Here is a 15,000-nt window from a genome sequence, read left to right as displayed (position 1 = left end):
GGATTGATATCGATCAAGCCCAGGCATTCATGTGCAGACTACACTTTATCCAAGTGTGGCATCGCGCTTGAAACACGCGAACAATCAAAAGTTGTCAGGAAGTTGTGTGATTTACGTAGAGTTAAAGACCGTTATTTTAAAAAAACAATTAGAGTGGGGCAGAACCATCACCATCACCGAAATTGCAGATGCAAGCGGGATTAGCCGCATGACCTTGCACAGAATGCTCAAAGACCGGACCTATAATGCCAGTACCGAGCACTTGAACAAGCTGTGTGCTTACCTGCAGTGCGATTTATTTACCCTGATCCGTTGGGAGCCTGATCTGCCAGTCGCGCAGGTGCATGTTGCCTGAACATCGCCTTGTACTTGATCACATGTCGTCATCGCCAGGCTTCTTTCCTGGCCAGACTGTCCTTTCCGCTATATTTGTTATCCCACCTGGTTTTCTTGCCGGTCATGTCTCATGAGCGGGGCATGTTTACGGCAGCCCTGATTTTTTCTTTAATGGTTGCGCGTGTTGGTATGCTTCTGACATAAAACGATATTTTCTCCTTAATCCAGAGCTGGTGCGGCTTGGCCGGCATTTCATCTGGTCTGTCATGACGCTGAACACATAAGCTGGCTGGTGTTTTCCGCTTTTTTTAAGCGATGCCTTTGCACAGGAGTTTTCAATAATAAGAGAAAATTTTTGGAACTCTCTGTTATGAACAAGCTTGCTGTCACCCCGTTTGCCCAGGATAGCCAAACACATGGCAGCGCACCTGGCCGCCAGCAACTGTTGCAGCAGCTGGCACAGCTTTGGCAGCAAGGGGCCACTGAAGCCTGCTTTAGCATTGCCCAGCAGTTAACCAGTGAGTTTCCAAGAGAGGGGATTGCCTGGAAAATTTTGGGCGGTTTACTGCAACAGCGCGGTGACCTGCAAGGCGCCGGCGAGGCCCTTGCACAAGCCGTCAAGCTGCTTAAAAAGGATGCAGAGGTATTCTTGAATGCCGCGAACGTGGCTGCGCAACTGGGGGATGTGACCCTGGCCACCAAGCATTATCGTCAGGCGATCCGTTTGAATCCATCCATGACCCGCGCTTATGCCAATCTGGCCAGCTTGCTCAAAGAAGCCGGGCAGCAGAAAGAAGCCGAGAAACTGTTGCGTACCGCTTTGCAGCTCAACAAGCGCGATGCACTGGTATTGTTTGACCTGGCAGCGTTGCTGCATGAATCCGGCAAGTCACTTGAGGCTGTGCAATATTATCGTCAGGCGCTAGAGATTGAGCCTGACAATGCCGTGCTGGCCTACAACATGGCACAAGTCTTGTTTGTGCTGGGTAACCTGGATGAGGCGCTGGTACATTTTCAGCGCGCCATTGATCTGAACCCGACCTATTTTGACGCACTGCACCAGTACGGGCATTGTCTGCGGCAAAAAAACCGTTTTAAGGAAGCCGAGCAAGTGTGGTTGCAAGCCAGGGTGCTCAATCCTGAGAGCTGGCAGTTGCTCAATGACCTGGCTCAACTGTATAAACAGTTACAACAACCGTTGGAATATGAGGCCTGCGCCAAGGCCATCATGCAGGTCAAAGCGCCAGAGATCGAAGAGCTGAATAACTTTACCTCTACCCTGATTAACCAGCAGTTGCTCACTGAAGCAGAACGTTATTGCAAGCAAGCGATGAGCCTGGGGATCGAAGATCCGTTTACCTATTGCAATATGGCTTTGCTGCTGTATTACAAACAAGAGTATGCACAATCTCTGGAATATTATGAAAAAGCGTTGCAACTTAAGCCGGACTGCGCCGCTTTTTGGAGTAACTACAGTGTTTCGCTGCGTTTGGTTGGCGAGGTGGAGCGTGCGCGGCAGGCTCTGGAAAAGGCGATTGCGCTGGATCCTGAGTATCTGGACTCTTACATCAATCTGGGCAGTGCCTATCTGGAGCAGGGCGATGTCAAGCTGGCGGTGGAGACTTATGTCAAGCTCATCGCACGCGCACCCCATTTGGATAAAGCTTACCGTAACCTGTTATATACCAACAGTTTTGCCAATGAGCTGAGCCCGAAAGAGCATTTAAAGTATGCACGTGCCTGTGGTGAGCAGTTTATGGCCAAGGCTGCACCTTTCAAAAACTGGTTGGTCAACGCGCAAGACCAGCGTTTGCGCATTGGTCTGGTCTCTGCAGATTTGCGCAGTCATCCGGTAGGCTATTTTCTTGAGCATTGGTTAAAACATATCGATGCCGGTAAAACAGAAATCTATGCTTACTCAGCCGATGGGCGTGAGGACAATTACAGCCAGGTCTTGAAAAAGCACTGCACGCAATGGCGTTCATTAGCAGGCATGAATGATGCCCGTGCTGCCAGCCTGATCCGTGAAGATGGTATTCATATTTTGCTTGACCTCTCTGGTTATACGGCAGATAGCCGCGTGTCATTATTTGCCTGGCGTCCGGCGCCCGTGCAGGCCTCCTGGCTGGGCTACTGGGATACCACAGGCTTGCCTACCATGGATGCGGTGATTGCTGACCCGGTCAGCGTGCCTGCGGGTAGTGAAGGGCAATTTACCGAAAGCGTTGTCAAACTGCCGCATACCCGTTTGTGTTTCTCTGCCCCTGAGTCCGAAGAGCAGGTGAATGCGCTGCCAGCCTTGCAAAATGGCTATGTGACCTTTGGCTGCTTTCAAAAATACAGCAAGGTCAGCGACGAGGTATTGGCGGTTTGGGCACAAGTGTTTCTTGCGCTGCCTGCGGCCAAACTTTACTGGCAGTGCAAGGCCTTTCAAGATGATCAGATACAAGCTGAAGCCCTGACCAGACTGCAACAAGCCGGTATCCAGCCTGAACAATGTGTCTTGATGCGTCCCACAGCGCGAGATGCCTATTTCAAAAACTATCATGCTGTAGACATGATTCTGGACAGTTTCCCCTTTAACGGCGGGACAACGACTTGCGAAGCCTTGTGGATGGGCGTGCCTACGCTGACCATGCCGGGCGAGACCATGATCTCCCGCCAAGGCGCCAGCATGATGACCAGCGCTGGCTTGCCAGAGTGGGTTGCCGAAGATAAGACAGCTTTTGTACAAAAAACAATTCAATTCGCTGCGGATTTACCTGCCCTTGCCAACCTGCGGGCAGGCCTACGTGCGCAAGTGATGCGCTCCCCATTGATGGATGGAGAGCGTTTTGCACGCGATATGGAACAGTTGCTGTGGAATGTCTGGAGCGAGCGGGTGACGGGTATTGCCGACGCGCTGTTGGCTAAAACACGCATTCAGGACGCTTATGCCGGTGAGGATCCAGTCTGGATCATTAGTGCCACCCGGGCCAGTGAAGAGGCCTTCTGGGCTTCATCTGCACTCGGTGTATCGCTCAAGCGGCATATGCAGCAAGATGCCAGAATCGTTCCGTATGTGTATTACGAAAATACACGCGGTCTATCCGAAGTTTTTAATGAGGCCGTTGCCATCGCGCCTGACAATGCGCTGGTCATTTTTGCCCATGACGATATCTGGCTGGACCAGAACCCTTTTGTGCAAACTGTGATGGATGGTCTCGCGGCCTATGATGTGATTGGCGTCGCCGGCACCGCGCGCATGTTGCCCAAGCAACCGGCATGGTTATTTACCGACCTTGCCTTTACCTGGGAGCAGTCTGCGTTCTTGCGTGGCAAGGTTGCGCACAGCGAACACCCGTTTGGGCACAACACCTATTTTGGTGCTGAAAAAGGCGATTGTGTCTTGATGGATGGTGTCTTCATGGCCGCCTACAAACGCACGCTGACGCAAGCCAATGTGCGCCATGACCCGCAATTTGATTTTGAATTTTATGACCTGGATTTTTGCCGTACAGCGACCCAGGCTGGGCTTAAGCTTGGCATTTGGCCGATCAGCCTGACGCACCAGAGCATGGGCAATTTTGGCAAGCAGCGCTGGCGTGACAAATATCAGATGTATCTGCGTAAATGGGGCGAGGGGGAGGCCGCAGTAGGCACGCCGATGACGGCAGAACTTGGCGCGGCGCTTGAAGAAGTGTTTACACTGGCTCTGCAGCATCAGCAAGCGGGTGATCTGCAAACCGCGACACAGTTATATCAAGAGATTCTGGCGGTTGCCCCGCAATCCGCCCCTGCCTGGTTTAATCTGGGACTCATCGCCTGGGCGCAAGGGCATCAGCAAGAGGCCGTGGCCTGTTTTGCGCAAGCCCATGCTGCACAGCCGGCTGAATGGGAGTATCTGCAACATTATTTGGTGGCCATGCATGCCACGGCGAGTGCGGATATTTTGGCTGCCACCTTTGAGCAAGCCATGGCATTGCCGCAGCATGCGGAGGCGGTGCACCAGCTTGCCGAAGCGTTAAAGATGCCTGGGTTCACTCGCCAATCCGTGCAACATGCACAAGCTTCGTCGCAAGACGCAGCCATGCAACCGGATGCCTCCCAGCAACAAGCCTTGCTAACAGCGTTTGAGCAGCAACAATATGGACAAATGGAACAGGCCCTGCACACCTATTTGGGGCAATATCCGCAGTGGCTGGCGGGCTGGAAAATGCTGGCGGATGTCTTGATGCTGCAAAAAAAGGATGCCAGCGCTGCGGCCAAACAGGCCCTGACATTGAATGCGCAAGATCCACAAGAACATTGCTATTACGGCATCGTCCTCAAGGCCAAGGGAGATCTGCCTGGAGCGGCAACAGCCTTTCAACAAGCGATTGCCCTCAAGTCGGACTACGCTGCGGCTTACAACAATCTGGGGACAGTCCTCAAAGATCTGGGGCAGGTCGAAACGGCTATCGAGCACTTTAAATGCGCATTGGCCTTGCAACCCAACTATGCCGATTGCTTCAGCAACTTGCTGTTTTGCATGACCCACGCAGAACACATAGACAATGCCGCACTCATGCAAGCACATCAAGCCTATGCCGACTTGTACGAAGCACCACTCAAAGCAGCCTGGCTACCACATCAGAATACACGTGACGTGCACAGACCACTCAATATCGGCTGGGTCTCTGCAGATTTCAGGGCCCATTCGGTCGCGCACTTTATGCTGCCTTTACTTAGTGAGCTGGCAAAAGAAACCTCTCTGCGCTTGGTTGCCTATGCCAATCAACCGCTGGTGGATAATGTCACCACCCAGATGCAGGGCTATTTTTCAACATGGTATGAAGTTTCATCCTGGTCAGACCAGGCACTGGCCGAGCAAATCCGGGCTGACGGCATTGACATCCTGATTGATTTATCCGGCCATACGGCAGGCAACCGCTTGCTGGCATTTGCGCGCAAGCCTGCGCCTGTTCAGGTGAGCTGGCTGGGCTACCTCAATACCACCGGATTGAGCAGCATGGATTATTACCTGGCAGACTCTTATCTGTTGCCAGCCGGCCAGTTTGATGACCAGTTTACTGAAAAGCTGGTGCAGCTGCCGGTGAATGCTACCTTTATCCCATATGAGCAAGCGCCAGAGGTGAATGCCTTGCCTGCACTGAACAACGGCTATGTCACGTTTGGTTGCTTTAACCGGATTCTTAAAATCACCCAGGCTACCGTGCAACAATGGGCCGCGTTGATGCAAGCCTTGCCTGACAGCCGCCTGGTGATTGGTGGGGTGGGAGAGGGCGAAAGCACGCAGCATTTGCAAACCTGGTTTGCCGAAGCTGGCATTGCCGCTGACCGCATCCGGTATTACGCACGTACTGACATGGCAAGCTATTTAGGTTATTACCACGAGGTCGATATTTGCCTGGATACCTTCCCCTCCAACGGCGTCACCACTACGGCACATGCGCTGTGGATGGGCGTGCCCACGTTATGTGTTGCTGGTGACCGCTTAGCAAGCCGTGGCGCCATGGCATTGATGCAGCATCTGGGGTTGATGCAATTTATTGCAAAAGACAATGACAGCTTGGTCAAACAGGCCATGGCCGTGTGTGCCGATCTGGCTGGCTTGGCAAATTGTCGCGCAAACATGCGTCAACATTTCTCTGAAAGCTTGCTGGCCAAGCCAGATTTGCAAGCGGAGGCATTTAGCAAAGTATTGCGCTTGATGTGGCAGCATTGGTGCATATATCAGCAGATCACACCAACTCAATCCAGACAGGTAGATGCCAGCTTGTCTAACCCAACTTTATATGTGGAGTCAGAAATGCACATTGAAGAACTCGAAGTTGCAGAAACAGTGAATACAATTTCCCCGCTGACAGTAAGCCAAAAGATGCTTGCTGACGCCAAGCAATTAGAAGCTGCAGGGGAAACTACACAAGCTAAGGCACTTTACCTTAAATTACTTGAGGCTGAGCCTAACGATGCTGAAGCCAATTTTCAGCTTGGTTGGATTGAAACACATACACGTGGTGCTGCATTTGCCTTGCCAAGGTTTGAAACGGCTGTTTTGAGCAGGCCGGATATAGAGCAATATTGGGTCAGTTTGATAGATGCGTATATTTTATCTGGAGATTTTTCTGCAGCGCATCAAGCTATAGAGGCTGGTCAAGCCAGTGCGTTGTCGTCCGCAATGGCTCAGACGCTATTACAAGAGTTAAATGAAACCTTTTTAAATCCTGCATTGAGCCACCAAAATTCAGATAGGCAAACATTTCAAGTTCTCCAATATGAGCGCACCGATAGCAGGTCTTTAATCCATTCTACAGATGCACAGTCTAATACAGCAAATGAAATGATGAATGCGGCAAAAACCTTGCAGGCTGAGGGTGAGTTTGAAAAAGCGGCGGTGCTTTATCATAAAGTAATGAAGCTTGAGCCAAAACATGCAGAAGCTAACCACCAGCTTGGGTTTATCATGGCTCATCTGGATTGCGTTGAGACAGCGCTTCCCTTATTTGAAAATGCAGTGATGTTTGCACCTATGCAAGAGCAATACTGGGTCAGTTACATTGATGCACTCATCATGCTGAAAGACTTCACAACCAGCAGCCAAGCGATCGAACAAGGCGTGAATTTTGGTTTGTCTCTTGCTTACGCAGAAACTTTGCAAAATGAAATGAAACAAGCGATTTTAGACACTGCCACTCCACAGACTGTGGGATCAAGCGCAACTCTTGTGTTGCCTATCGCCACGGTTGAACAGACTGCTGCAAAGTTTGATGCTGCTTGTCTGTTAACCGAGGTCAGTATTGACATTCCACCTATACCTATCTTTGGCAGCGCTTGCCCTAATCCATATGTATCACAGGCTTACACAATAACTCACCCGCCGGTTTATGAGGCTGAAGTTTCTGATTATGCATTTATCGGCGGAGCAGCATTTCCGATGATTGACCATAGTTGCGTCCTGCATCAATATTTTGACCTCAACATCTGGGAAACTCGCGAACAATCTCTGGGATTTTGTCAGATTTATCCAAACATCCAGCTGATTGTTTACAAGAACATACAGATTGAACAGCCACAAGAAGATTGTGTAATCCCTTTGATGGGTAACGGTTCAGACAATTATGCCCATTGGCTGACAGAGTACTTGCCGCAGATTGTGCTGCTAAAAAATGCCGGGGTCGATTTAAGTAAATACAAAGTTTTGATTGATGATCAATCTTACCCTGCCATGGAAGAGGGACTCAACCTCTTGGGGATAGATTCTATAAATATTCATCGTACTACACGTGAGGTACTCAGTCGCTATACTTCTGCACGCTGGGTAAGCCCCGTAGCAAATGTTGCTTTTCAACGCCCTAAAGCCTTGCAAGGGAATACTGACCAGTTCTTATCAGAAGTCCATCACTCTGTATTCCATCCTGAAGCTTTGCGTGCCGTGCGAACAGCCTTTTCTGAAAAGGTGGATGCGAATTTGTTTGCGCATTTACCTGAAAAAATATTTATTAAAAGAGTGCCAGGCAGAGACTTTAATGCGAGAGTCGTTGTTAACGAGGCTGCACTGGAGGCTTTATTGATAGCAAACGGTTTTACCGTGGTAGAGCCTGGGGCATGGAGCTTTTTAGAGCAGGTCACGTTATTTAGTCAGGCTAAGTATATTGTGTCTGCTTCTGGCGCGGCATTGTTGAATATGATGTGGGCGCCTGAAGGGGCCAATATTGTGGTATTGATGAACGATACACCATACGCAAACTATTGGTATTTTGCGAATATCGCCACGGCGTTTGGACATAAGTTATCCTATGTGCTTGGTGATGCGTTAAAGTCAGACAGATGTACAGACTTGCATCACTCCGATTTTGAGATAGACAGCCATGCCTTGTTGCAGGCATTGGCTAGTATGGGCATGCAGGACATCATAGACCCTACCCAGCAGCCGACCAAAGTGGCGGAACGCTTAATGGCATTTGTCTCTACAGAAGGGCAGGCTAATTTCAAACAGACCGTCCGTTTGCTTAAGGAGCTGATCAAGCTACAGCCGGATAACGCACAAGCACATTATCAGCTGGCGAGTACGCTAGTCAAACTGACCGACCGTGCGACTGCGGCGTTACATTTTGAACAGGCCGCCAAGCTTTCATCTACACAGCAAGATTACTGGCTGAGTTGGATTGACTGTTTGATACATATGCACGCGTATACTGAGGCTGAAGCAGCATTAGAAGCTAGTCTTGCGGCAGGCGTCCCAGCAGATAGCATTGAAAACTTTCGCCATAAAGTCACTATGCATTCAAAAACTGCTGTTCTCAAGACTGAGCCTTCGCTCAAGATTGTCACCCTCGACCAGCATTGTGATGAGAGGACGACAGCATTACCGGTCAAAACGATTGTTACTTTAATTCCGGCATATAAGTCGACCTATATTGAGCAATTGCTTTTCGCACTGCGGACGCAAACTTATAAAGATTTTAAAGTGGTGATTTCAGATGACAGTCCTGATGGATCTGTCAGTCAAAAAGTGAACCAGCTCAGGAAACATCCTCAATACCATCACTTGAATATCGAGCTGGTGGATGGACCAAAGCAAGGCGGATTTGTGAATATTTACCACCTGGTCAGAACTTATGCGGCCCAGGCAGACTTATTTCATATCCTTATGGATGATGATGTTATTTTCCCCACCTTCTATGAGACCCATATCCGTGCGCATCAAAAACAATTTTCAAATCTGTCTATCAGTGGCCGCTGGTATGCCAACGAACAGGGCCAGCCTTGTTTGCAGGCCATGGATTTCCAGACTAGCCAGGTGTTCACGCAAGACTTTTCAGCTCGTCAAATCGCCAAGCAATTAATTCCTAGCTGCAATAACAAGTTGGGTGAGTGGAGCCATGCAGTTTTCCGTGCCTCTGCAGCAGAGATTATCCTTCAGCCGGAAATGGCTGGCATCAGTTACTTCGGACTTGACGATATCGGGAGTTTTATCAAGGCGGCAATCACCGTACCGGCGATTTGGATTCCTGAGTCCTTGGGTATTTTCAGACTCAGTGCCGAGCAGAACACTGGAAAACACAATAACGCCACCATTAAATGTGCGCATTACAGTTGGATATCACTGGCACTAGCTGGCTTGAAAAATGAGTGGCTTACCGCTGATGAAGCATGGGGAGCGATTCATATCATTACTAATACCATACGTAAAAGGTATGCTACTGATCCATTAGGGATGCAGTACCTTAAGGAGACTAACCGCATGACTCATGAGTACCATCCTGAGTTTGAGGCTAAGTTTCTAGCTTTTTGGCAGACACAATTGCAGTCTATGCAACTGGATAAAATCTTGAACGGTGCACTAGATATTAAATTACTTTAGGAAAAGTTTATGAATCATCCGCAAGCGCTTCCCTTACTATGTGTGGCTGGGCAGAACGATGTCGCTGTGCAGGCGCTAGAATATTTGCATACACATTACCCCAATTATCCCCTTTGTGCGCTGCCTTGCCCGCATGATGGTGGGGAAGATGGTTGGCAACCGTCGCTTAAGCGTAAGGCATTGCAACTAGGCGTCAAGCTGACCTCTCTTGAGGAGCTATATCCAAACCAGAAACTGATTTTCTTGTCGCTGCAATATAGCCAGATTATTCATCCTGGGCGTTTTGCCAGCAAGCAGCTGTTTAATCTGCACTTCTCCAAGCTGCCGCAATACAAAGGTGTGTACCCTGCAATTCATCCGATCTTGCGGGGTGAAAAAAGTCATGGGGTTACGTTGCATAAGATTGATGATGGCATTGATACTGGCAATATCATTGCCCAGACCACCTTTAATATTAAGCTGGAGGACACGGCCAGGGATCTTTACCTCAAGCTATCGCAGCAGGCTTGCAAGCTGTTTAAGAAGCATGTCGATCAACTGATAAAAAACACTTATTCAAGCTATGAACAACCGGCTGAGTGTGCCTCTTACTATTCCAAGGCTTCCATTGATTTTAATAATATCAAGCTTGATTTGAATAAAACGGCCTACGAAATTCACAATCAGTTCCGTGCGTTCACATTTCGTGAATACCAGATGCCCGTTTACCGCAGTTGGTCTATCCTCAAAAGCTATATTACTTTTGAAAAAAGTAGCCATAAACCAGGCACAGAGATTGAAGAGACGGACGAGCATTTCACGATCGCTGGGGTCGATTTTAATGTACGTTTACTGAAAGACTATTATCCAAGTTTATGGATAAGCTGTGAGTCTGGCGATAGGGTTTTGTTCGACAAGGCCTTGGCGCGCATAGATGGTATTGACTTGCGAAATCAGCAAGGCTGGACGGCGTTGATTATTGCTAGCTATCATGGCCATCTGGAATTGGTTAGGGCGTTAGTCGCGCGCGGCGCCAATATTAATTTGCCGAATTATAAGGGAACCACCCCCCTTATGTATGCATTAAGTTGTTATGAGATGACTCAAAATGATGATGTGTTCCGCTACTTGATCTCATGCGGTGCCAACTTAGAAAGCCGTGATCAACATGGAAAATCGGTTGAAGACTACCTGGTCGAAAAAGGATGTCAGGATTTACTGAAACCGATTAAATCTTCATAAAAAGAATGTAGGTGTTAGCATGCCATTAGATGATTGCAGGATTATAGAATTACCCAAAATTCACAATCCCCAGGGTAACCTGACTTTTATCGAAAATAATACGCATATCCCTTTTGATATCAGCCGAGTTTACTATGTCTATGATGTGCCAGGTGGCGCGGAACGTGGTGGTCACGCACATAAAAACCTACACCAGTTCATTGTGGCTATGTCCGGGAGCTTTGACATTACTTTAGACGATGGCAAAGACAAGAAGACGTTTCACTTGGCCCGCTCTTATTACGGCTTGTATGTTTGCCCGATGATTTGGCGTGAAATCGATAATTTCTCTTCTGGTTCAGTACTGATGTGCTTAGCTTCAGAAAAATATGATGAAGGTGATTATTTCCGGCGTTACGATGAATTTATGCGGGCACGATGGGCCGCTTAAGCCGGGATGTATTCTCATTCCGTCTAATTTATTTCCCTATTGAGTTTTTTCTGGGAGCACGCAATTTAAAGGCTTAAATATCAAAAAAGCGCATCATTATTCTGATGCGCTTTTATTGTTTTAGTGCATAAATTATGTGCTCACGTGGTTGGCAATACCAGCCATTGGAATAGTTTCGACAGGTTTTTGGGCCGGTTTTTTGTTTTTGCGGTAAACCTCGCTTGAGGTGGATACATTGGCGCGCATACGGATCAGGTCAGCAATTTCTGCACTGTCTTTTTGATGCTCGCGCGGTGCAAACAAGGCTCTACCACGCGGATCTGCATCAACGGGAGGCTCGCACAAATAGTAGACGGCCAGGCTCTTGCGATAGACACCATAAGGCTGCGTCAGGGGGCGGCTCATGCCATGCCAGGAGTTCTGGGTGGTATCAAAAATCACGGCCCGGTTAAATTTGGGGCAGACTTCTTTGATCAGTTCACCTGGCTGGTTTTGTTCAGCGTCGTGACTCCACAAACCCAGATGGCCGCCATGGTAAGCCTTCAGTTGCTCGGAGACGTAGATAATGATGTTGATTTTGCGTTGCAAGCCCAGTTTGGGGTGAATGGAGTAATCCAGATGTGGGTTTAAATTGCCGCCAGTGCCATGAATATGCCAGCCACCACCGTGCAGCCCATTATCAGCATATAGCTGGGTGCCAACAATTTCCGATAGTTTGTCTATGACGGGGGGCGAGTTAAGTGTCTGGAACAGGGCGTAGGTCAGGGCAGGAAAGGCATTCCAGTCATTCAATGCTTTTTTATCCTCAATCTCGTTTTGGTAGCAAAACCAGCGGGAAGAGTCATACTCGGGGAATTCGCGTGCAATCTTTTTTACCAGATCAGTATTCAGAAAGTTATCGATGACCGCATGACGAAAAGGCTTTGCATCCTCAAAAAGTTGCATTCCTTTGGTCAGTTGATTCAAATCCAGAAACGATTGCATGAAAATACCCCTTCGCATTCATTGAGCGTGTCATGAATTTATATCGGACGCACAAGCAATTTATTAAGGCGAATACGCATGTATTTATGCGCTAATTTTTGTAGATGCTGTACCGACCTCGGGTGGTGGCGTGGTGTGATAGGGGGCATGCGTTTTGGCACATGAATCAGCGAGCAGGGATATCTCTAGAAATAGTGGCAAAACCACGTTCTATTCAATGAAATCAAATATGCGGGGCTGCGATAAAGTGATTCTTAACTTGACGCAACGTTCTTACTATAACGGTCAGCATTTGCTTAACTTGAGTAATAACGTGCGAAATCAGATTAATTTAAAACAGATTTGAAGAGCTTGCGTGAGGCATGAATACTTAACATGAAGCTCGATATTTTTGTACATTAAGGAGGCTTAACATGGCTGCAGTCATTAATACCAATATTTCATCATTAAATGCCCAGCGCAATTTAAATGCATCTCAAGCTGGTTTGAATCAATCCATACAGCGTTTGTCTTCAGGGCTGCGTGTTAACAGTGCCAAAGATGATGCGGCCGGGTTGGCGATTGCAACACGCATGGACTCTCAAGTCCGTGGCAATGATGTGGCAATTCGCAACTCCAATGATGCAATTTCCTACCTGCAAGTGACCGAAGGTGGCTTGTCGAAAGCGACTGATGTGCTGCAGCGTATGCGTGAGTTGGCGGTGCAGGCAGCCAACGGCAGCTACGGCAGCGGTGATCGTGCCAATCTGGATACAGAGTTTACGCAGTTGACTCAAGAGTTGGGCCGTTTGAGCACAGCAACCCAGTTTAACGGTTTGAACGTATTTGGCGGGCCAGGCTACACCTTCCAGATAGGTTCAGGTTCTGCAGACACCTTGCAGGTAAGCTCTGTGACTGCAGCGACGATTAGTGGCAACAACGTTGCTACTGCGTCAGCTGCGACAGCAGCGATTACAGCAATTGATGCACAGCTTGATACTGTGAATACTTCTCGCGCAAGCTTGGGTGCATACCAAAACCGTTTTGAAGCAGTAATCAGCAGCTTGCAAGTGAATATCGAAAATGTGTCCGCAGCGAAATCACGAATTATGGATGCAGACTTTGCGGCAGAAACTGCGAAGATGACCCGTAACCAGATTCTGCAACAAGCAGGCACGGCGATGCTGGCCCAGGCCAACCAGTTGCCTAACAGCGTCATGTCACTGATTAAAGGGTAGTCTTTCAGCAGCTTTCTTGGTGTATATGTTTACAGGTCGTGGGCTTTTGTCTAGGCAAAAGCCCACGACCTCTTCATTTCTGGATCATCCCATCAACACGCCAGTTCTCTATCGTTGAGGATAGGCCGGTAAAACCGGTTTTATTTTTTTCAATTTAAAGTTTCCAGATGCGATATAGTTAATGCAATCTTTGCGGTAACACGCGCGATCCCTGTTGCTGGGATGTTGATAATTGGATGCCAAACATGATTCCTTTCCTTGATCTCAAAGCCGCTTATGACGAATTGTCGCCTGAGCTTGAGACTGCCCTGTTAAGGGCTACCCGTTCTGGCTGGTATATCGGTGGCGAAGAAGTGGAGGCCTTTGAAGCCCAGTTTGCCGCATATACTGGCGCACCGTATTGTATCGGCGTGGGCAATGGCCTCGATGCACTGACTTTGGCCTTGCGCGCCATGGATGTGGGGGTGGGGGATGAGGTGATTGTCCCCTCTAATACTTATATAGCGACCTGGTTGGCGGTGAGCGCGGTCGGCGCGACTGTGGTCCCTGTCGAGCCTGCTGAGGGGCAGTTCAATATTGATGTTGCTGCCATTCAGGCAAAAATCACAGCTAAAACCAAAGTCATTTTGCCGGTGCATTTATATGGTATCCCGGCAGACATGGAAGCTATTTGTGCATTAGCCAAGCAGCATGGCTTGCTGGTGTTGGAGGATGCTGCGCAAGCGCATGGCGCTGCCGTCAGGGGTAAACGGGTAGGTACGCATGGGGATGCGGTCGCATGGAGCTTTTACCCGGGCAAGAATTTGGGGGCTTTGGGCGATGGTGGGGCAGTCACCACAAGGCATGAGCATCTCGCCCAACGTATACGCGCGCTTGGCAATTATGGCTCAGCCGTCAAATATTACAATCTGGAGCTTGGCGTGAATAGTCGCCTGGATCCCTTGCAAGCCGCCGTGCTGTCAGTCAAGCTGGCTGCGCTGGATGAGTGGAATACACGCAGGCAGGCATTGGCGCATCGCTATCTTGAGGGTTTGCAAGGCCTGCCTTTGCAATTGCCGGTTTCTCCAGCCTGGGCCAATACTATCTGGCATTTGTTTGTGATCGCAACGCCACAACGCGATGCCTTGCAAACCTGGTTGCAGGCGCATGGGGTGCAAACCCTGATTCATTATCCCGTCCCGCCACATTTGCAACAGGCTTATCAGTCGCTCGGTTGGCAAGCAGGTGATTTTCCGTGTGCCGAGCGTTATGCCAATCAAGTGCTGAGTTTGCCCATGGGCCCGCAACTCTCAGTCACGGCTGTTGACCAGGTGATTGAGCTGGTACAGCAGTTTTTCAGAGCGCAGTGAGACTGTCTCACGCATCGCCACGTTTAAAGTTTTTCCGAGTAGGGTCGTAAAGAGTGTCAAGTGCATGATCTTCCCAACAGAAATTTAAAGTGCATGATTAAAGAAATTTCTGGCGAA

General features: G+C 48.9%; 7 protein-coding genes. 6 read left to right on the top strand and 1 reads right to left on the bottom strand.

Translation table 11 applies throughout. The features are described 5' to 3' along the window. Positions 1-106 precede the first annotated feature (106 nt). From INP77_RS01565 to INP77_RS01550, 4 genes are all read left to right on the top strand, one after another. Positions 107-355 (top strand): helix-turn-helix transcriptional regulator, encoded by a 249-nt coding sequence (locus tag INP77_RS01565; protein WP_194746946.1) that lies wholly within the window; start codon positions 107-109, stop codon positions 353-355. 351 nt (positions 356-706) lie between these two features. Further along, on the top strand, positions 707-9,682 hold the full coding sequence (locus INP77_RS01560) for a tetratricopeptide repeat protein (RefSeq protein ID WP_194746945.1): 8,976 nt from the start codon (positions 707-709) through the stop codon (positions 9,680-9,682). A gap of 9 nt (positions 9,683-9,691) precedes the next feature. Continuing rightward, positions 9,692-10,903, top strand: a complete 1,212-nt coding sequence (locus tag INP77_RS01555; RefSeq protein WP_194746944.1) for a formyltransferase family protein — start codon at positions 9,692-9,694, stop codon at positions 10,901-10,903. 19 nt (positions 10,904-10,922) lie between these two features. Beyond that, on the top strand, positions 10,923-11,333 hold the full coding sequence (locus tag INP77_RS01550) for an FdtA/QdtA family cupin domain-containing protein (protein WP_194746943.1): 411 nt from the start codon (positions 10,923-10,925) through the stop codon (positions 11,331-11,333). Between the two features lie 132 nt (positions 11,334-11,465). Here the strand turns inward: INP77_RS01550 and INP77_RS01545 are convergent, their stop codons facing one another. Then, positions 11,466-12,317, bottom strand: a complete 852-nt coding sequence (locus INP77_RS01545; protein ID WP_194746942.1) for a 2OG-Fe(II) oxygenase — start codon at positions 12,315-12,317, stop codon at positions 11,466-11,468. A gap of 413 nt (positions 12,318-12,730) precedes the next feature. Here INP77_RS01545 and INP77_RS01540 point away from each other — a divergent pair, with 413 nt between their 5' ends. Together INP77_RS01540 and INP77_RS01535 are read left to right on the top strand one after the other, a co-directional pair. After that, on the top strand, positions 12,731-13,534 hold the full coding sequence (locus INP77_RS01540) for a flagellin (protein ID WP_194746941.1): 804 nt from the start codon (positions 12,731-12,733) through the stop codon (positions 13,532-13,534). Between the two features lie 245 nt (positions 13,535-13,779). Continuing rightward, a complete protein-coding gene (locus INP77_RS01535) occupies positions 13,780-14,883 on the top strand; it encodes a DegT/DnrJ/EryC1/StrS aminotransferase family protein (RefSeq protein ID WP_194746940.1) in 1,104 nt (367 codons plus the stop codon). Positions 14,884-15,000: the final 117 nt, after the last annotated feature.

The sequence above is a fragment of the Methylophilus sp. 13 genome, assembly GCF_015354335.1.
Classification (GTDB): Bacteria; Pseudomonadota; Gammaproteobacteria; order Burkholderiales; family Methylophilaceae; genus Methylophilus; species Methylophilus glucosoxydans.
This window is presented reverse-complemented; position numbering and strand designations above follow the sequence as displayed.

Excerpts from the sequence above, each read along its gene's own strand:
- INP77_RS01560 (WP_194746945.1), top strand. The coding sequence starts at position 707 with ATGAACAAGCTTGCTGTCACCCCGTTTGCCCAGGATAGCCAAACACAT.
- INP77_RS01540 (WP_194746941.1), top strand. The coding sequence starts at position 12,731 with ATGGCTGCAGTCATTAATACCAATATTTCATCATTAAATGCCCAGCGC.
- INP77_RS01545 (WP_194746942.1), bottom strand. The coding sequence starts at position 12,317 with ATGCAATCGTTTCTGGATTTGAATCAACTGACCAAAGGAATGCAACTT.
- INP77_RS01555 (WP_194746944.1), top strand. The coding sequence starts at position 9,692 with ATGAATCATCCGCAAGCGCTTCCCTTACTATGTGTGGCTGGGCAGAAC.
- INP77_RS01535 (WP_194746940.1), top strand. The coding sequence starts at position 13,780 with ATGATTCCTTTCCTTGATCTCAAAGCCGCTTATGACGAATTGTCGCCT.
- INP77_RS01550 (WP_194746943.1), top strand. The coding sequence starts at position 10,923 with ATGCCATTAGATGATTGCAGGATTATAGAATTACCCAAAATTCACAAT.